General features: G+C 47.2%; 15 protein-coding genes and 1 riboswitch. Of the genes, 5 read left to right on the top strand and 10 right to left on the bottom strand.

Features of this window, described 5'->3' with window-relative positions:
• Positions 1 to 29: 29 nt before the first annotated feature.
• The 3 genes from C1T21_RS23955 to C1T21_RS23940 all read left to right on the top strand — a co-directional run bounded on the left by C1T21_RS23955 (position 30) and on the right by C1T21_RS23940 (position 3,009).
• Entirely contained in the window at positions 30 to 839 is an 810-nt protein-coding gene (locus C1T21_RS23955; RefSeq protein ID WP_103050016.1) for a histidinol-phosphatase, read from the top strand.
• 155 nt (positions 840 to 994) lie between these two features.
• On the top strand, positions 995 to 1,735 hold the full coding sequence (locus C1T21_RS23950) for a GTP pyrophosphokinase (RefSeq protein WP_103050015.1): 741 nt from the start codon (positions 995 to 997) through the stop codon (positions 1,733 to 1,735).
• A 395-nt stretch (positions 1,736 to 2,130) separates the two neighbouring features.
• Entirely contained in the window at positions 2,131 to 3,009 is an 879-nt protein-coding gene (locus C1T21_RS23940; protein WP_103050014.1) for an NAD-dependent epimerase/dehydratase family protein, read from the top strand.
• A gap of 348 nt (positions 3,010 to 3,357) precedes the next feature.
• Here the strand turns inward: C1T21_RS23940 and C1T21_RS23935 are convergent, their stop codons facing one another.
• From C1T21_RS23935 to C1T21_RS23905, 7 genes are all read right to left on the bottom strand, one after another.
• Entirely contained in the window at positions 3,358 to 3,966 is a 609-nt protein-coding gene (locus tag C1T21_RS23935; RefSeq protein ID WP_103050013.1) for a GNAT family N-acetyltransferase, read from the bottom strand.
• Between the two features lie 51 nt (positions 3,967 to 4,017).
• Positions 4,018 to 4,758 (bottom strand): metallophosphoesterase family protein, encoded by a 741-nt coding sequence (locus tag C1T21_RS23930; protein WP_103050012.1) that lies wholly within the window; start codon positions 4,756 to 4,758, stop codon positions 4,018 to 4,020.
• Positions 4,759 to 4,863: 105 nt separating this feature from the next.
• Positions 4,864 to 5,808: a metallophosphoesterase gene (locus tag C1T21_RS23925; RefSeq protein WP_103050011.1), complete on the bottom strand. Its 945-nt coding sequence runs from the start codon at positions 5,806 to 5,808 to the stop codon at positions 4,864 to 4,866.
• 65 nt (positions 5,809 to 5,873) lie between these two features.
• A complete protein-coding gene (locus C1T21_RS23920; protein WP_103050180.1) occupies positions 5,874 to 6,683 on the bottom strand; it encodes an AAC(3) family N-acetyltransferase in 810 nt (269 codons plus the stop codon).
• 171 nt (positions 6,684 to 6,854) lie between these two features.
• Positions 6,855 to 7,622, bottom strand: a complete 768-nt coding sequence (gene sdhB, locus C1T21_RS23915; protein ID WP_013311795.1) for a succinate dehydrogenase iron-sulfur subunit — start codon at positions 7,620 to 7,622, stop codon at positions 6,855 to 6,857.
• A 19-nt stretch (positions 7,623 to 7,641) separates the two neighbouring features.
• Positions 7,642 to 9,387 carry a succinate dehydrogenase flavoprotein subunit gene (gene sdhA / locus C1T21_RS23910; protein WP_061830109.1) on the bottom strand — a complete coding sequence of 582 codons (1,746 nt, stop codon included), beginning with the start codon at positions 9,385 to 9,387 and terminating at the stop codon, positions 7,642 to 7,644.
• Between the two features lie 93 nt (positions 9,388 to 9,480).
• A complete protein-coding gene (locus C1T21_RS23905) occupies positions 9,481 to 10,155 on the bottom strand; it encodes a succinate dehydrogenase cytochrome b558 subunit (protein WP_103050010.1) in 675 nt (224 codons plus the stop codon).
• Between the two features lie 226 nt (positions 10,156 to 10,381).
• On the opposite strand from C1T21_RS23905, the gene C1T21_RS23900 reads away from it, so the two are divergent.
• On the top strand, positions 10,382 to 11,287 hold the full coding sequence (locus tag C1T21_RS23900) for a LysR family transcriptional regulator (protein WP_103050009.1): 906 nt from the start codon (positions 10,382 to 10,384) through the stop codon (positions 11,285 to 11,287).
• Positions 11,288 to 11,292: 5 nt separating this feature from the next.
• Here C1T21_RS23900 and C1T21_RS23895 read toward each other — a convergent pair whose 3' ends face one another.
• Both C1T21_RS23895 and C1T21_RS23890 read right to left on the bottom strand, forming a co-directional pair.
• Positions 11,293 to 11,970, bottom strand: coding sequence for a potassium channel family protein (locus C1T21_RS23895; protein WP_103050008.1), 678 nt, complete (start codon positions 11,968 to 11,970; stop codon positions 11,293 to 11,295).
• A gap of 81 nt (positions 11,971 to 12,051) precedes the next feature.
• Positions 12,052 to 13,392 carry a TrkH family potassium uptake protein gene (locus C1T21_RS23890; protein WP_103050007.1) on the bottom strand — a complete coding sequence of 447 codons (1,341 nt, stop codon included), beginning with the start codon at positions 13,390 to 13,392 and terminating at the stop codon, positions 12,052 to 12,054.
• Positions 13,393 to 13,799: 407 nt separating this feature from the next.
• Positions 13,800 to 13,952: riboswitch (cyclic di-AMP (ydaO/yuaA leader) on the bottom strand.
• A gap of 260 nt (positions 13,953 to 14,212) precedes the next feature.
• On the opposite strand from C1T21_RS23890, the gene C1T21_RS23880 reads away from it, so the two are divergent.
• Positions 14,213 to 15,943, top strand: a complete 1,731-nt coding sequence (locus tag C1T21_RS23880) for a CPBP family intramembrane glutamic endopeptidase (RefSeq protein WP_103050006.1) — start codon at positions 14,213 to 14,215, stop codon at positions 15,941 to 15,943.
• On the opposite strand, the gene uvrC is transcribed toward C1T21_RS23880, so the two are convergent.
• The gene (uvrC, locus tag C1T21_RS23875; protein WP_103050005.1) at positions 15,912 to 17,996 is read right to left on the bottom strand and encodes an excinuclease ABC subunit UvrC; all 2,085 of its coding nucleotides are present in this window, start codon (positions 17,994 to 17,996) and stop codon (positions 15,912 to 15,914) included. The genes C1T21_RS23880 and uvrC overlap by 32 nt on opposite strands.
• Positions 17,997 to 18,042 lie beyond the last annotated feature (46 nt).

Raw genomic sequence — 18,042 nt, 5'->3', positions numbered from 1 at the left:
AAACCCTGATTACGAAAGGAAGACAGGCTATGAAATTTGATCTGCACACCCATCATTTCCGCTGCGGTCATGCAGACGGAAACATTCGAGATTACATTGAAGCAGGCATTCAGTCGGGCTTACAAGCGATTGGTATTTCGGACCATTCCCCTTTCCTGGGCAGCGAACAGGATCAGGCTTTTCCTAAAATTTATATGGCTAAGTCACAGCTTGCTGAATACGTAGAAGAGGTACAACAGCTTAAAAAGGAATACGAAGGCCGTATTGACGTGCTCCTCGGATTGGAAACGGATTATTTTCCTGATTTCGCTGGATTATATCGTTCTACACTGGCTCCTTATCCATTTGATTATCTCATTGGGTCGATTCACAATGTCGAAGGGGACAGTATTTTTAACCGTAACCGTTGGAACAAATTAAGCGACGCTCGTAAAATTGAGGTCAAACAAGCCTACTATGCGCTCATTCAGGAATCTGCGCGAAGCGGCATGTTTCAGATTTTAGGTCATATTGACGCAATGAAGGGGAACTTCCCTGCCTTTTCAGACATTCCTGCCGATACAACCATTGATGAAACCTTGCGGGTAATTGCGGAATCCAATGTGGCGATTGAAATTAACACTTCGGGTAAAACCAAACTGAGTGGCGGATGGTACCCGTCTGCTTCTATTTTAGAAAGAGCGCACCATTTTGGTGTGGAGGTTACTTTTGGTTCGGATGCCCATAAGCCTTCGCGGGTAGGCGATGACTGGGAAGAAGTAAAGGCAATGCTGAAGGATATCGGCTTCCGGGAATGGGTCTATTTTAAAGAAAAACGTAAAATTCCTGTGGCGCTTTAAAATTCAAGATGGGAATTGCCGCTCCGCAAATCATTTGATCTTACGAACGCTGCTGCAATGGGATTGTTGGGGATTGTAATTTATAAGGTGATAATTCCATTGCAAAGGCGAACGCTTAGCAAGATTATGACATCTATGTGTGAGGAGAATTACATATGCACTTGGAAGATCCTATGGACAAACTCAAAAAGCTAAAGCATGACATCACGCGATTTATGCTCATCTATAAATTTGCGCTCGACGAAATGGAAACCAAGATTGAAATATTAAAGCAGGAATTTCAAGCATTGCACGATTACAGCCCTATTGAGCATACCAAATCACGCCTTAAATCTCCTGAGAGCATCATGAATAAAATGATTCGTAAAAATAGCGAGTTATCGCTCGATGCTATCAAAGATCATATCAAGGATATCGCAGGTTTGCGTATTACTTGCTCTTTTATTTCTGACATTTATGATGTCAGTAACATGCTTCAGAGACAAAGTGACTTGAAGGTACTGGAAATTAAGGATTACATCAAGAATCCCAAGCCGAACGGTTACCAAAGTCTGCATTTGTTGGTTCAAGTCCCTGTATTCATGTCGGATTGTGAGGAGCTAGTCTGCGTAGAGGTGCAAATTCGAACCATTGCGATGGATTTCTGGGCCAGCCTGGAGCATAAAATCTTTTATAAGTACAACCAGTCCGTTCCCGAAAGTTTGACACGTGAATTAAAGAACGCAGCGGATTCCGCTAATGCGCTAGATCTCCAAATGGAACGTCTGCATCGTGAGATCAAAGAAATTAAAGACGCTAGAGGTGAAGAGGACTCCATAGAGGAGCTTCGGAAGATTATGATTAATAATCAGCAAATTACGGTGCCGGCCAATTTCTTGAAGCTTCTAGGAGAATAAGATTAGGCGGTGCTCCACCACTATGCGAATGATTTGATCTTATGATCGCTGTTGCAACGGGATTCACTGGATGGTATAAGCCCTTTAAAGGGTAGAATCCCATTGCAAAGGCGAGCGCCTGCGCTTATCCAGATTCAAATTCTCCACTCCGGTTCAAATTCATCTGCCCCCTCAGGACATGCGACTCCACTACAGCCTATGGTCCTCCTCTTTTTACTTAATTGTTAGATCAACTATGTAAATAAACTAAGTATATGATAAATTGCAAAATAGCTCCGCACTAAGAGCACTTCTTCAAAGTATGTTAAGCTCTTTTCATTCGCCCTGTATCCTTTATAGTCATTATTTCGTCTACCTTAATATATTAAAAACAAGCTTATAAGGAGTGATAAAATATGAATAAGATACTTGTATTGGGTGGAACGCGCTTTTTTGGCAAAAGACTGGTGGAACGTCTGCTGGAGAGTTCCGAGAACTCCGTTACCATCCTCACACGAGGCCAAGCAAGCGATTCGTTTGGTGACCGCGTTCAGCGGATCTGTGCAGACCGTACCGACCCGCAAGCGCTCGCTGAGGCGGTAGGTGAGCAAGTGTGGGACGTTGTTTATGATAATATTTGCTTTTCTCCAGATGAAGCAAGCGAAGCCTGCCGCATTTTTGATGCTAAAGCTAAGAGGTATATTGTCACCTCCAGCCTATCCGTCTATGATTCGAGCCCGGAAGTGCTGACAGAGAGCATCTTTGACCCTCAATCTTACCCGGTTCACAAGGGCGGGAAAGGCGATTTTACATATCAGGAGGCTAAACGGCAGGCAGAAGCAGTTTTTATGCAGCAAGCTACATTCCCTGTAGTTGCTGTTCGTTTTCCGATTGTACTGGGAACAGATGATTATACGAAAAGGCTTCATTTTCATATCGAGCATGTTCGTGAAGGAACAGAAATCGGAGTACCTAATGCCGCAGCACAAATCTCATTTATTCGTTCCGATGAAGCCGCAGATTTTCTGTTTTGGCTTAGTCACACTCCTTTAACAGGGCCTGTAAATGCTTGCTCCGACGGTACAGTGAGGATTGGAGAGATCATTTCGATCATTGAGCAGGTAACGGGAAAACAAGCTGTGATGAAAGAAAAAACAGCAGACGAGCACATGTCTCCATTTGGTATTACACAATCGTGGTACATGGATACGTCCAAAGCCCAGTCAGAGGGGTACTCATTTCTCTCCCTAAATGAATGGCTTCCAGAACTGGTAACTAGCCTGAACCGTTCCTAAAATCATAAAAAAAGGGGACCCGAAACTTCGGGTCCCAGCAATATATATAATTCAAAGGGGGTCATGTCTATGTTGTACCCACTCTATGTTAAAGTAACTTTGCAGTTATGTTTCATTTTTGTAACAAAATGAAATACAAATGAGCGCGGCCAAGGAAAGAAGCCCACTCGCTTCCGCAGAGATAGAGAAGGCCCTACTATAGGGTAACAAAAAAAGAGGACCCGAATCATCGGGTCCCAGCAACATATATTATTCAAAAGGGGGTCATGTCTGTATTGTACCCGTCCTGTGTTAGAGTTGTTTTGCAGTTATATTTCATCTTTGTAACAAAATATTCCAATTCCATTTCTATGCATAATCCCCTTGGGTCATCGAAAATACCAATACACTCGGTACCACTCCTGAGGGATCATAAGCACCAATTGTACGCAGCAGGCGCATCTTATTTTTAATAAGTACGCGCATGGAAGCCTGATTATCCTCTTGGCAACGACTTTCGATTCGCTTGAGCTTCAAAGATCTGAAACCAAAATTCAGCATTTCTCCTACCACTTCTGTAGCCAGCCCCTGTCCCCAAAAAGGACGATCCAGAATATAGCCCAGTTGTGCCTCACCCGTTCTTTCATTCCATTGCTGAAAAGAGACGATACCGAGCAACGGTGAGGAGGTAAGCTCATTGGATTCACCAAGTAGATTGCTTTCTCCTGTATTTCTCGGATGCCATTCCACCGCAAAATGCAGGGAATCTAGTGAATCAGAAGATATTTTAATTTGCGCAACCAGACGCCGCATTCGTGTATAGACTGGTTTGCGAATTCGATTCACATATTGGATCACCAATGGATCGGATAGAATCCGTTCCAGCGCGGGATAATCCTCCGTTCTTAGCTGGCGCAATCGGACTCGGCGGGTGTAAAGCTCCGGTAGCCCAAGACGAAGCATTTCTCTGGTCAGCACAATGTTCCCCCCTGCGGATGGATTGGCTTTTAGAAATGAATATTTCCATACTTAATCCAGGTCCTGAATCCCGCGGTAAATTCCTGTGCGCAACTCTCGAATATAATACGGCAAAGAAGGCACATCAGCTTCCTCCGCTTGTTTTACCGCCAGTTCTATATCATAAGGTACACGTACAAAATGAATGGAGAAGGACGTAGGCTGCTCCTCTCCCATCTCCCCCTCTAAAATGCAGTAGGAAGCCTGCGTAACATCCAACGGATTCCCGACACTTCCGACGTTAAAAAGTGTTTTTCCCTGAAAATGCTGGATAAAAGCATTGTGCACATCACCATATCCCACAACATCCGGAGCAAAAGCGACTTTTCCATTTTCTTCTGCTAACGGATCGAACATGGCAAGCCGTTTTTCCGGCTCATCCCATGGCTGCACACGGTGATACACACTTTGCGGCGAGGCATGCACCAGGCGGATACGGCGTCCGCTCATTCTGAAATCATAATGAAACGGTAACTGTGCCAAATACTGCACTCGTTCTGCCCCCAAGCGTTCGGCTTGCCAGCTAAAATTGAGATCATCCGTAATACTAACCAGCTCATCCCAATTCCCCCGCACGACCACTTCACAACGTTGACGGACAGCATCCAGAACCTCGCACGGGCTAGGCCCTTTGCCGATCAGATCCCCCAAACAAAACACACGGCTAATGCCTCGGGAAGCAATATCCTCCAGCACCGCCTCACAGGCAGGCCAATTGCCATGAATATCTGAGATGACAGCAATACGATCCATCTGAACCTCACTCCTTTGTCCGAAACGACTACATCTCTACACTACATTCAAGCCATCTTTATGTAGTTCCAACATATATGATAAAGATGAAAAAAAGATCATGGCCTATTGGCCGGATTTTAGCGTAATGACACTAAGCTCTGGTCTGCACAGCACGCGAATCGGCAGATGTGTCATGCCAATGCCTCGGCTGACATACAGCGGCATTCTCTCTGTTCCCACATGAAATAACCCCTGGATGTACTTGCGTCCACCCGGAGGCGGCATTGGCGCTCCAATGACCGGCAAGCGTACCTGTCCTCCATGCGTATGCCCTGACAGTTGAAGATCAAAGGACATTTGCGCCGCTACATCTGCATAGTCCGGCTCATGCATTAGCAGCAACTTGCACATCTCATCAGGTAGCCCGTGGATGGCACGCTGCGGATTGGGTTTGCCCATGATGTTATCCTCTAAACCGACCATGGCTACACGCTGTCCCGCAAGCTCTACAATCGCATGCTCGTTTCTCAGCAGCGTAAATCCAGTTTTCGGGTATAATTCCTGTACTCCGGCTGGTAAGCCTCTATAATCATGATTGCCCAGAATAGCAAATTTGCCAAGTGTGGCGTGCATCGAAGCCATAACTGGAACAGCAGCCTTCATGGATACTGCATAGTCATCCACAATATCGCCTGTAAAACAGAGCAAATCTGGCTTCAGACCTGCTATACGGTCCGCAAGCTCGCGCAGATCCTGCTCATCCATATGAAAGCCTAAGTGCACATCACTGAAATGTACGACCCTGATTCCGTCGAAAGCAGACGGAAGACGAGAGAGAGTCAAGTTGAAGCGTGTAATTTCCAAATGATTAGGCTCCCATAAGGAAGCATATCCTCCAGCCAGAAGCGCGGTTCCGGCTGTGGCTAAAGCCGCCTTTTTCAAAAAATGACGGCGCGAAGGATTGGCTGGTTCATTTGAAATGGAACGCCGCGAAGAACCGGGAGGGATAGCGGCCCCCTGATGCGGGCCATCCTGACTCTCGCGGCGGGTGTGCGGCGTCTTCTCCATATGCGTTCCCCCTTGCGATCTATTCCTTGATCTCACTTTTTAGAAATTCTTACTGTCCAGAAGCTTTAGCGATGGGTGGACAACCACTGCTCCGCATAGTCTACCAAATCACGTTGCCTCGCGAAAAAACATGAAGCCTCTCCAATGTTCACTCGCGTAAAAGCTGAGGGACAGTCCCGTTCAAAGTCAAGTCCCAGCTTCTCAAAGTCATCTGAGGTAATATTAAAATCCTGAAAAGATACCCACGCTTTTGCTCCATCCACCATCATAGGAGCTTGATGCGTGATCACTTCTCGTCCATTATAGGCTGTTCGATATTCCGCCAAATGCAAGGACGTGTTGCTGTCATGTCCGCAGCCCAACAGCAGCACATAGGCATCTGCCTCATACAGCTTTGCCAAGGGCGAATGCTCACCCAGTCCATAGTCGAGCTGATGATCTGCCAATAATCCCAAAGCAGCAGGTCCACGTGCCGCCAGAGAAACATGCGGATGCCCGCTGCGCTTGGTTCCTGGCAGACCACGGAACGTTTCTACAATGATGCCCATCCCTCCGGTCAGCGTCCATGCCGGATCATAAGTGGGCATTTCCTCGCGTACCAGTTCCCACCATGACTCATCCAGAGGTGGGTTCATCCAAGTCGAGGGATCAGTCAAGTCATGAGACTGGGTCGGCATTACCAGCGTCCCTTCCGGGCCAACCGCTTCGGTTAGCACGGCAAGAATGGCGGAGGCCCCGCCTGGAACAAAGCCTCCAAAGCTGCGCATCGACGAGTGAACAAGCAATGTCATGCCGCTCCGAACTCCCAGCTCCTTTAATCCCTTCATGACATCCGACCTAGTGACAGGTCGATTCGTTATCGGTTGCACAGTCACCTGTCCAGCCTCCTTTTCACCAAAAACGATACACAATACCATAATTATACCATAACTGCTATCCCGCGCTCCTTCCTCCATGTTACCCTCCATCATTCCTGAGCGCAAAAAACAGGCTTTCTCCAGTTTGAGAAGAAGCCTGTTTGTGCATAACCTATTCGCTGTCTAGTGCTATACAGTCAGCCAGCGCTTGAACATATGTTTGGTCGTTTCCTTGTTCATTTCGGCAATGGAAGTTGTCAACGGAATGCCTTTCGGGCAAGAGCGTACGCAGTTTTGCGAGTTCCCGCATCCTTCCAGCCCATCGTCCGTCATCAACGCCTCCAGCCGCTCTTCCTGATTCATTTCCCCTGTCGGATGGCTGTTAAACAGGCGAACCTGAGATATCGCCGCTGGTCCGATGAACGTCGTCTTCTCGTTGACGTTCGGGCAAGCTTCCAGACAGACACCGCAGGTCATGCACTTGGACAGCTCATACGCCCACTGACGCTTTTTCTCTGCCATTCTAGGACCAGGGCCCAGATCGTAGGTACCGTCAATCGGAATCCACGCTTTGACCTTCTTGAGCGCATTAAACATCCGGCTGCGGTCGATGACCAAATCCCGAACTACCGGGAACGTGCTCATCGGCGCGATCGTAATCGGCTGTTCCAGCTTATCGACGAGCGCTGCACAGGCCTGACGCGGCTTGCCGTTAATCACCATGGAGCATGCTCCGCATACTTCCTCCAGGCAATTCGACTCCCAGCATACCGGGGCCGTCTCTTTACCGTGGCTGTCCACCGGGTTACGCTGAATTTCCATCAGCGCGCTAATCACATTCATCCCCGGACGATAAGCCAATTCAAATTCTTCCGTATAGGGACTGGCTTTAGGATCAGCTTGACGGGTCACAACGAACTTCACTGTTTTATTCGACTTCACTGCTTGCTCCGACATCTAAATACACTCCCTTCCGTTATTTGTTCTTGGAATAATCCCGAATACGCGGCTTGATCAGCGAAACATCCACCGCTTCATACGAGATTTGTGGTCCTTCCGGTGTCCAGTCCGCAATCGTCGTTTTCAGGAAATCCTCATCGTTGCGATCCGGGAAATCTGGTTTGTAATGAGCCCCGCGGCTTTCGTTGCGCAGCAGCGCACCTTTGGTCATCGCTTCAGCCAGCTCCATCATATTCCACAGTTGCCGTGTAAATGCCGCACCCGCATTGTTCCAGCGTGAAGCGTCATTGATGTTAATGTTAGAGTAACGCTCCTTCAGCTCCTTGATCTTGTGGATCGTAGCTTCCAGCTTGTCATTATAACGAACCACAGTCATGTTGTTCGTCATCCACTCGCCCAGTTCTTTATGAAGAACATAGGCATTTTCTTTTCCGTCCATATGCAAAATACGCTCATACTTCTCCGTCTGCTGATGAACTGCCGCATCAAATACGGAGGTAGCTATATCCTGTGCAGATTTTTTCAAGCCTTTGATATACTCCACAGCCTTAGGTCCAGCCACCATCCCGCCGTAAATGGCTGACAGCAACGAGTTCGCACCCAAACGGTTCGCTCCGTGGTATTGGAATTCACACTCACCAGCCGCGAACAGGCCCGGTATATTCGTCATCTGATTGTAATCGACCCACATACCGCCCATTGAATAATGAACAGCCGGGAATATTTTCATCGGGATTTTGCGCGGATCGTCACCGACGAATTTTTCATAAATTTCAATAATGCCGCCCAGCTTTACATCCAGTTCTTTCGGGTCCTTGTGGGACAGATCGAGGTAGACCATGTTCTCGCCATTAATACCCAGTCCATCATCAACGCATACACTGAATATTTCACGTGTCGCAATATCGCGAGGAACCAGATTCCCGTAAGCCGGATACTTTTCTTCGAGGAAATACCATGGCTTACCGTCCTTATACGTCCAAATACGACCGCCCTCTCCCCGTGCCGACTCGGACATGAGACGCAACTTGTCATCACCTGGTATAGCCGTCGGATGAATCTGGATAAACTCACCGTTCGCATAGCGTACCCCTTGCTGATACACCGCACCAGCAGCTGTGCCCGTATTAATGACGGAATTCGTGGTTTTACCGAAAATAATCCCGGGGCCACCAGACGCCAAAATAACTGCATCCGCCGCAAAAGTCTTCACTTCCATCGTACGCAAATCCTGCCCGCAAATCCCTCGACAGATGCCTTCATCATCCAGTACAGCCTGTAAAAACTCCCAGTTTTCATACTTGGTCACCAAACCAGCAGATTCCCAGCGCCGTACCTGCTCATCGAGAGCGTACAGAAGCTGCTGTCCTGTCGTCGCACCGGCAAAGGCGGTCCGATGATGCTGGGTACCGCCGAAGCGGCGGAAGTCCAGCAGTCCTTCCGGTGTCCGGTTAAACATGACGCCCATGCGGTCCATGAGATGAATGATCCCCGGAGCCGCTTCGCACATCGCTTTTACCGGAGGCTGGTTGGCCAGAAAGTCCCCTCCATAGACTGAATCATCAAAGTGAATCCAGGGTGAGTCGCCCTCACCCTTGGTATTTACCGCACCATTGATGCCGCCTTGAGCACAAACGGAGTGGGACCTTTTGACCGGAACCAAAGAAAATAAATGAACGTGAACTCCCGCCTCTGCCGCCTTGATCGTAGCCATTAGACCTGCCAGACCGCCGCCCACGACAATAATGTTGGATGCTGCCATTTCTGCTCACTCCTTTTTTTTAGGATTTTAACCAAATCCCCTTTTACGTTTGAAAATAGAATCTCAACACGATATATAATTGATATGAGTCGTTTATAGTAGCTGTTTAAAAGCGCTGCATTGCACCAAGGCAGTTGCCGTTTCCTGAAATTCCGCGCTGCGGAATGCAAGCAGGGAAGCGATGAAGCCGATAGACACCACCACGAACAGGGTCATACAGATATAAGAAGATACTTTTTGCGCACGTGGTCCCACGGTAATCCCCCAACTAACCATAAATGCCCACAGTCCGTTAGCAAAGTGAAAGGATGCCGAAACGACACTGATTAAATACAAAATGAAATAAACCGGGTTCGTCACGATGCCATGCATGACTCCGCCTAGCTCCTCATGGGTTACATTACCCAGAGCCACCTGAAAGCGCGTGTCGTATACGTGCCAGATAATAAATACAAATGTAATGACGCCGGAAATACGCTGGAACAGAAAGCGCCAGTTACGTGAATAGCCGAATCTTTTGACATTCGGGTCAGCCTGATAAGCAATATACAAGCCATAAATTCCGTGGAACAGTAATGGCAAGTAGATGAATAACGTTTCTAGCACAATAACCAGTGGCAAACCATTCAGGAAGGCCACGCTGCGATTAAACCCTTCCTTGCCGCCCTCCACCGCTGTGAAGTTCGTCACCAAATGCTCAACAAAAAATAGAGCCAGCGGAATGACGCCAAGAAGCGAATGCAGCTTTCTGGAATAAAATCCTCTCATCTAGGTCATGCTCCCTTCTCCCAATAATAGCGTTTTCAATAGTAATATAACATATAAATTGACAGTTTCCGACAGGAAATGTCCAACAAGGTGTCCCTTATAAGGAAAAACAAAAGTGTGAACATCTTGTGTCGCTTTCATGTTACTCCTTTTCGGCTTATAATGGAATTGCAATATACGTATTAATTATTATGTCTTTTTTGCATATAGAGAGGAAGTGGATGATTTGTTTGAGGATTTGAACGCTTTTGCCGTCATTGTCGAGCAGTCCAGCCTGAATAAAGCCTCCAAACTGCTGAATCTGTCCCAACCTGCCCTGTCTCGCAAAATTGCGAAGCTGGAGGAAGAGCTGGGTGTGAATCTTTTTGATCGTCGGGGCAAACGGCTCGAAATTACGTCCACTGGCCGATTTGTTTATACATTCGCGCTAGAGCAACGGCAACGACAGCTTCGCTTCTTACAAAAGCTGTCCCAGCACAAAAATGAAGCCCAGAGTATGCTTACACTCGGCGCAAGCCTCACGACACTCCAAACGACGCTGCCTACCCTCGTCGAAGCTTTCATGAGCAAGCATCCTCAAACCGAGCTAAAGCTGCTCACCGGTAAAACCCATGAAATCGTCGCCTTTGTACGTGACAAAAAAGCAGACGCCGGTATTGTCGGGTCTGCCATTCATGAAGCCGGACTGCGTTGCATTCCGCTATTTGATGATCATTTGGAGCTCGTTGTTCCCATTGGACATGAATTAACCGTCAAGACAGGAACGGCCTCGATGAAAGATCTGCAAGGATTGCCGATGATTATTTTCTCCAAAGGAACCTGGTACCGCAGTCTGACGGATGACTTGTTCCAGCGCAGCGGCATCATGCCGGATATCCGCATGGAAATCGACTCCTTTGAGGCAATTGTACGCCTGCTTCCAACCTGTAAGGCTTCTGCCTTGCTACCCAAATCCTATTTGCGCAGCGAACTATTACGGGATAATGGACTCACTGCATTATACTTGCCCGATTTGAAGGAGACACGCCGAACGACCTCCCTCATTTACTCAGAGACAACCGATCTCAGTCCGACAGCACGACGCTGGATTAGCGAGACACGTGCGTCGTTTGCAGGCTACCGTATGGTGTAGAGGGTTTAATCCTCTTCATTAACATTAACAACCTCATCCTCAAAGCGACCGATATTGTCATTCGAGCCGATGATGACCATAATATCGTCTGCTTTTAGCCGATCCATAGCCGTCGGTGCGATCAGGATACCGTTCGCCGTATGAAGCGCCACGACGCTACAACCAAAGCGGGTACGGGCATTTAGTTCTGCTAGCGTTTTGCCATTCAGACATGCAGGTACATTGAGTTCCACAATACTGTATTCCTTAGACAACTCCAAATAATCGAGCAAATTAGGCGTGACTAGCTGGTGAGCCACCCGGATACCCATATCCCGTTCTGGATAAATAATCCGGTCCACACCGAGCTTTTCTAACGCACGCCCGTGCAGCACAGATATGGCTTTGGCAACAACTTTTTTCACACCCAGCTCCTTCAGCAAAATGGCGGTGAGGATGCTTACCTGAATGTCATCACCAATAGCAACAATGCCACAATCGAAATTACGGATGCCCAGTGATCGCAACGAGTCTTCATCGGTAGCGTCCGCCACGACAGTATGTGTCAAAATCTCACTCATACTGTCCACAACATCCTCATTCCGGTCAATGCCTAGCACCTCGCACCCCATATCCACCAATTGCAAAGCCAGGCTTGAGCCAAACCGCCCCAAGCCAATAACTACAAACTGCTGCGTTTTCATATCTACTCGAAAACTCCTTATCTGAATCAATTTCATAAATGATTAAACCAACGAAATGTATACTACATATCATGAAATGATTCATCCTATAATCATTTTGCCTTCCGGATGACGATATAATTCTTTACCCTTTTTCGGCCCCAGTGCATAAGCTAGCGTGAGTGGCCCCAGTCTACCTGCAAACATCGTCAGGGTAATCACCAGCTTGCCTATAACTGTCAAATCAGGTGTAAGCCCCATCGACAGCCCCACTGTACCAAACGCAGACACCGTCTCAAACAAGATCATCAGAAAATGATGATCTTCAGTTGCCGACAAAATCATCGTCACCCCGATCACGAACAGCAACCCCAGCAGTGTAATGGTCAAAGCCTTGTAAATTCGTCCCTGCGCAAGTCGGTACTTGAACAGTACAATATCTTCCCGCCCCCGCAGCATCGAAATCACCGCTCCAATGAGCAGGGCGAATGTTGTGGTCTTAATCCCGCCTCCAGTGGAGCCAGGAGAAGCCCCGATAAACATAAGTATGATGATAAAAAACTGCGTAGCCTGCCGCAAGCCTGCGATGTCCAGCGTATTGGCACCTGCGGTACGGGGAGTAACGGACTGGAATAAAGATCCCAGTAGCTTACCACCCCAATCAAGCGAGCCCAGAGTCTTTGGATTCGTAAACTCAAATACAAAAATCACGAGCGTGCCGACTACAATCATAGCGCCCGTCATGCTGAGTACCACCTTGGTATGCAAGGACAGTCTCTTGCGCTTGCGATATTCTGCCAGGTCTGACATCACTACAAAACCAATGCCGCCAGAAATAATCAGGAACATAGCTGTAAAATTAACAATCGGATCATATACATAACCTGTCAAGCTGCGAAATTCACCGAATAAATCAAAACCAGCATTGTTAAACATGGAGATGGCATGCCAGATTCCAAAATATATCGCCCTGCCTACGGGCATATCAAAGGACCAGCGAACCGAGAATATCGTAGCGCATACGCCTTCAATAACCAGTGAGTACAGTAATACCTTACGGATTAACCCGACAATTCCCTCTACAGAAGTCTGATTCATCGCTTCCTGCAAAATGAGACGCTCCCGCAAGGAAATCCGACGCTTGAACACCAGTGCAATCAAGGTAGCCATGGTCATAAAGCCAAGACCGCCGATCTGGATCAGCGCAACGATGACAACTTGACCAAAAGTGGTAAAAAAGAGGCCGGTGTCCTTTACGACAAGCCCAGTTACACAGGTCGCAGAGGCGGCAGTAAACAAAGCGTCTATAAACGCAAGTGGTTTTCCTGTTGTATTAGAGATCGGCAGCATTAACAATAAACTACCTATTAGAATGATAATGGCAAAGCCCGCAACGAATATCTGCGGTGGAGAAAGCCGAAGCCAGCTTGCATTGGGATTCATCTATTCATCACTTCTCTCCTAATCCTTAAAACTATAAATCAGTGATTTAATACGGTATAAGCTCGCTACGCGTTCCATTTGATCTTCCGATCGTCGTTGCCCCTGAATTTTTTGATTTTTCCAAACCTTAAGTAACTATAATTAGCATTCCCTGAATACAGGAAGAATGCATGTCAAGCACTACTCGGCCCCCTGTGCTATTGGCGGGCAGTAGCGAAGGGGGCAGAATTGTTCTGAAGAAGCGAAGCGTTTGCCTTTATCTCCGGATTTTAACCATTAAAGGGGGTATACAATTAAAAAATCCGGGGATAACAGCAATCGGAAGAATAATCTGCACCCGCAGCGGTCTAATCAATCCAAACACTTTTATACACACAAAAAAGACACCGGAAAACCGAGTGCCTGACTTGGTTCCTGCTCATAGCCTACGAGGTTAGCTGACGGATTCGGGCAGCACAGTATGCCCTATTTACACTTCCGATCCAGCAGGATCGGTTGTAAAATTCACCCCAGTAACATGGTTCCCCCGTTTTCCCATAGAAATTCGGCTCAACTGTATATCGTTACCTATGTATTTCATAGGCATTGCTCAAGATTATAATCCTTCTATATCCAGATCACAAAACCGATTTCGCCGAAAAAACGTGAAATTGGCTTTATTTTGCGAATGGGCATCGTTTAATCGCAGCTTATCTTATTTTATTGGAACTTTAAAGTGCTTTCACTCTATTTTCATGAATATCGTTGGTCTGTTGGCGGGAACCTGTGCAGTATGATATCTTTAATGGATGTTCTTATTTACAGATTAAGGAGGAAACTCATGAATCCTATCGGGAAACCGGTCGTGCTCACGGCCAACTTCAAAAAATTAGGCTTGCTGGGCGGGATTGGCCTGATTTGCTTTTTTATCTTTCAATTGCTTATTCCCTCGCTTAGCAATCCGAGTCCAGAATCAGTAATGAACGCAAAGGTCATCAGCAAACAAGAAGCGGTCATACACGCATTGGACTTCGCCCGCTCCGAGCTGGGCTATACTGAACCACAGCCAGAGGAGCCTGTCGTGACCTATCAGGCCGAAACAGATTTGTACGGTTATTTATCTAGAGAAAAACTGCTTCAACAGTACGACCGTACATGGAAAAAAAGTTACCCTTACGAAACCTTTCGGGTTGATCTGCCTGAATCCTCAGCGAAAAGCAAACTACAAATTCATGTGGATTTATCCACTGGGAAGGTCGTTAGCTTTAAACGGATCACCTCCAGTACCAATTACACACAGGCTGATATTTCTACGGATGAACAAGCACGTAACAGGCTTGTACGTGTGGCTGAGGACGGCATGACGCTCGAAGCCAAGGAGCAGGCGGCCGCAGTATGGGTCAAGCGCTTTGGCTTTAAGCCGTCGGATTTGAAGCTCGCGACCACTGAAAAAGAAGGCGGATTAAAGTATACCGTAGACGATAAAAAAATCGGCGCCTCGGTACTTACACTGGCTTTTACTTTTGAAGACGGTGATGTTCGCTCCTTTACTCAAAACTTTTCGGCCCCGTCGTCCTATACCGATTATATCGAAAAGCAAACATTTTGGGCGAATTGGATGACCTATGCGGGTTATGCCCTATTTAGCTTTGTGCTGGGTGTACTTGCCATTGTGTATGCGTCACTCACCCGACGACATACTTCATTTGTTCGTGGCATTGTTCTGTCCGTTATATACTTTATTGCTAGTATAGCTGGAACCATGAACATGCTGCCTTTATTGCAAGCAGAAGCAGGCGGTAAGGGCATGCTTATATTTCTTATGATTTTCCAGATTGGTGTTACCTTCTTCATGGCTGTAGCGCTCTACTTCTCCTTGGTCGGCGGTGACGGGCTTATGCGTCAGGTTGGTCTGAATGCATGGCCACGTGCGAAAGAGCCGGGCTACGGGCTGTATGTGCTTCGCAGTATGTATGTTGGCTACTTGTGGGCCTTTATTTTACTCGGGGTACAATCCATCTTATTCTTTATACTGGAGCGCACATTTAATACATTCTCCACAACAGATGCCACGCAATCCCCTTACAACATGGCTTATCCATGGCTACTGCCGATTATGGCCTGGATGGCAGGTATTGGAGAAGAGACTGTCTACCGTCTGTTTGGTATTCCGATGGTCAAAAAAATAGTGAAAAATACTTTTGTTGCGTGTCTGATCACCACGCTGATTTGGGCACTGGGACATACGCTTTATCCGATATATCCAGTGATTTCCAGACCTATTGAGCTGACTTTTCTTGGTTTGCTGTTCAGTTTTGTGTTCCTGCGTTACGGCTTTATTGCCGCCATGTTCAGCCACGTTATTTTTGACAGCATTCTAATGGGACTTAGTGTGATGAGTCTGGGAGACACTGTGAATGTGAGCGCTGGTCTATTCTGGATCTTACTTCCAGCCATTGTGGGTTACATCATTTATTGGTTTAGTCCTAAAAAACCAAATCGAATTATGTTTGAACCTATTAAAAAAGAGGAGCCGTATTCTACGACTCCTCCTCCCGAAGGGCAGCTATAATCTGACGCGCAAGCTTATCCCCAATAGAGAGAGGCCGGAAGTCTTCGACACTGGCCTCTCTTATTTTTTTGAGCGATCCAAAATGCTTAAGCAGTAACTTACGCCGTTTCTCGCCGATGCCTGGAATAGAATCCAGCCGGGAAGTTACCATAGATTTGCCGCGTTGCTCGCGGTGGAACGTAATGGCAAAACGGTGAACCTCGTCCTGAATCCGTTGCAGCAGATAAAATTCTTCGCTATTGCGTGCAAGTGTCACGGCCTCAGAGGACTCTCCCACTAATAGTTGGGAAGTTCTATGTTTGGCATCCTTCACCAGACCACACACAGGAATGAACAAACCCAGCTCATTTTGCAATACATCGGTCGCCGCCTTAATTTGTCCACGTCCACCATCGACAACGATCAAGTCAGGACGTTCCAAATTTTCCTTAAGCACACGTTCATATCTACGTCGGATAACCTCACGCATCGTTTCATAATCATCGGGTCCCTGCACAGAACGGATCTTATATTTTCGATACTCCTTCTTGGCAGGCTTGCCATCAATAAACACGATCATGGCTGAGACTGGATCGGAACCCTGGATGTTGGAGTTATCAAACGCCTCCACCCGGTGCAAGCTATCCAGCCCAATGGCACGTCCGAGATTGCTTGCAGCTTTGGATGTCCGTTCCTCATCCCGCTCGATCAGCTTAAACTTCTCATCCAAAGCAACACGTGCATTTTCCGTCGCCATGCCTGTCATTTGCTTTTTCAGTCCACGCTGCGGTACAAGTACCTTTACATCCAACCATTCAGCCAGAGCGAGAGCCGCCGTACTCGGGTCCTCCAGTCCACCGGATAGTTGGGTTTCTGTTTCCATTATCTCTGCATCTTGGTCACCAACTTGACCTTGATTCGTTGCTACTGCATAAGCTGCTCGTTCTTCAGCCACCAGCAATGAGTCAGCAGAATGCTCTGTCTCCGTTTGTATCGCTTTCTCATCTGTCTCTCCGGTAGCATCGGCTGTAGCTGCACTGTGGAGTGCAGTTTCTGCCGCAACCGGTTGATCGACATTGACCTGTTCTGCCTGCATCAGCTTAGGAGAATCCGGCAGCAATATTTCCTGTGGCACTGCCGGGTTGTCACTATAATATTGCGTCACATAGGACATAAAATCACTGTAAGCCTCACCGTAGAAAGGGAAAGTCGACATATGACGCTCGATCATTTTACCTTTGCGGACATATAGGATCTGTACACACATCCAGCCCTTATCTACTGAAAAACCGAATACATCTCGATCCTTCGCATCCGATGTGGTGATTTTCTGCTTTTCCATCATCGCGTCGATGCTGATAATCTGATCTCGCAGCTCCTTGGCCCGCTCAAAGTACAATTCCTCTGCGGCCTCCTGCATTTTACGCTGAAGATCCTTTTTAATTTCCTCATGTCCCCCGCTTAAAAAGGACCCAATCTCCTGACCAATCTGGTCATACGTTTCCTTCTCGACCTCTTTCACACAAGGCCCCAAACATTGATGCATGTGATAATACAGACACACTTCCTTGGGCATCACACCACACTTGCGTAACGGATACATACGATCCAGCAGCTTCTTCGTCTGATGTGCCGCGTAGGAATTGGGGTACGGTCCAAAATATTTTGCTTTATCTTTCAGAACGCGACGGGTCACCTCCAGCTTGGGGTGTGCCTCGTTCGTAATTTTCAAATACGGAAAGGTTTTATCATCCTTCAATAGCACGTTATAACGCGGCTGGTACTTTTTAATAAGGTTGCACTCCAAAATGAGCGCCTCCATATTACTGCCTGTAACGATATATTCAAAATCACGGATATCGGAAACCAGTCGCTGCGTCTTGCCGTTATGGCTACCTGTAAAATAGGAACGGACCCGGTTTTTCAACACTTTGGCCTTGCCGACATAAATAATGGTGCCTTCGCTATTCTTCATCAGGTAACAGCCTGATGCATCCGGCAGTAACGCTAATTTGTGCCGTATGTTCTCCAGCGCCTTCTCCTGATTTTGCAAGTCCTCCGCATAAGGTTTCATTCGCCCGGTTCCTCCTTCCATTCTTAATGACTACTCAACTAACTAC

The sequence above is a fragment of the Paenibacillus sp. F4 genome, assembly GCF_002894905.1.
GTDB classification, from domain to species: Bacteria; Bacillota; Bacilli; order Paenibacillales; family Paenibacillaceae; genus Paenibacillus; species Paenibacillus polymyxa_B.
Note: the sequence above shows the minus strand (reverse complement) of the source record. Positions and strands in the feature narration are given on the sequence as shown.

Coding starts and splice junctions, on each gene's coding strand:
- C1T21_RS23895 (WP_103050008.1), bottom strand. CDS start 11,970: ATGAAAACGCAGCAGTTTGTAGTTATTGGCTTGGGGCGGTTTGGCTCA.
- sdhA (WP_061830109.1), bottom strand. CDS start 9,387: ATGGCAGCATCCAACATTATTGTCGTGGGCGGCGGTCTGGCAGGTCTA.
- C1T21_RS23925 (WP_103050011.1), bottom strand. CDS start 5,808: ATGGAGAAGACGCCGCACACCCGCCGCGAGAGTCAGGATGGCCCGCAT.
- C1T21_RS23890 (WP_103050007.1), bottom strand. CDS start 13,392: ATGAATCCCAATGCAAGCTGGCTTCGGCTTTCTCCACCGCAGATATTC.
- C1T21_RS23880 (WP_103050006.1), top strand. CDS start 14,213: ATGAATCCTATCGGGAAACCGGTCGTGCTCACGGCCAACTTCAAAAAA.
- sdhB (WP_013311795.1), bottom strand. CDS start 7,622: ATGTCGGAGCAAGCAGTGAAGTCGAATAAAACAGTGAAGTTCGTTGTG.
- C1T21_RS23930 (WP_103050012.1), bottom strand. CDS start 4,758: ATGGATCGTATTGCTGTCATCTCAGATATTCATGGCAATTGGCCTGCC.
- C1T21_RS23950 (WP_103050015.1), top strand. CDS start 995: ATGCACTTGGAAGATCCTATGGACAAACTCAAAAAGCTAAAGCATGAC.
- C1T21_RS23955 (WP_103050016.1), top strand. CDS start 30: ATGAAATTTGATCTGCACACCCATCATTTCCGCTGCGGTCATGCAGAC.
- uvrC (WP_103050005.1), bottom strand. CDS start 17,996: ATGAAACCTTATGCGGAGGACTTGCAAAATCAGGAGAAGGCGCTGGAG.
- C1T21_RS23940 (WP_103050014.1), top strand. CDS start 2,131: ATGAATAAGATACTTGTATTGGGTGGAACGCGCTTTTTTGGCAAAAGA.
- C1T21_RS23905 (WP_103050010.1), bottom strand. CDS start 10,155: ATGAGAGGATTTTATTCCAGAAAGCTGCATTCGCTTCTTGGCGTCATT.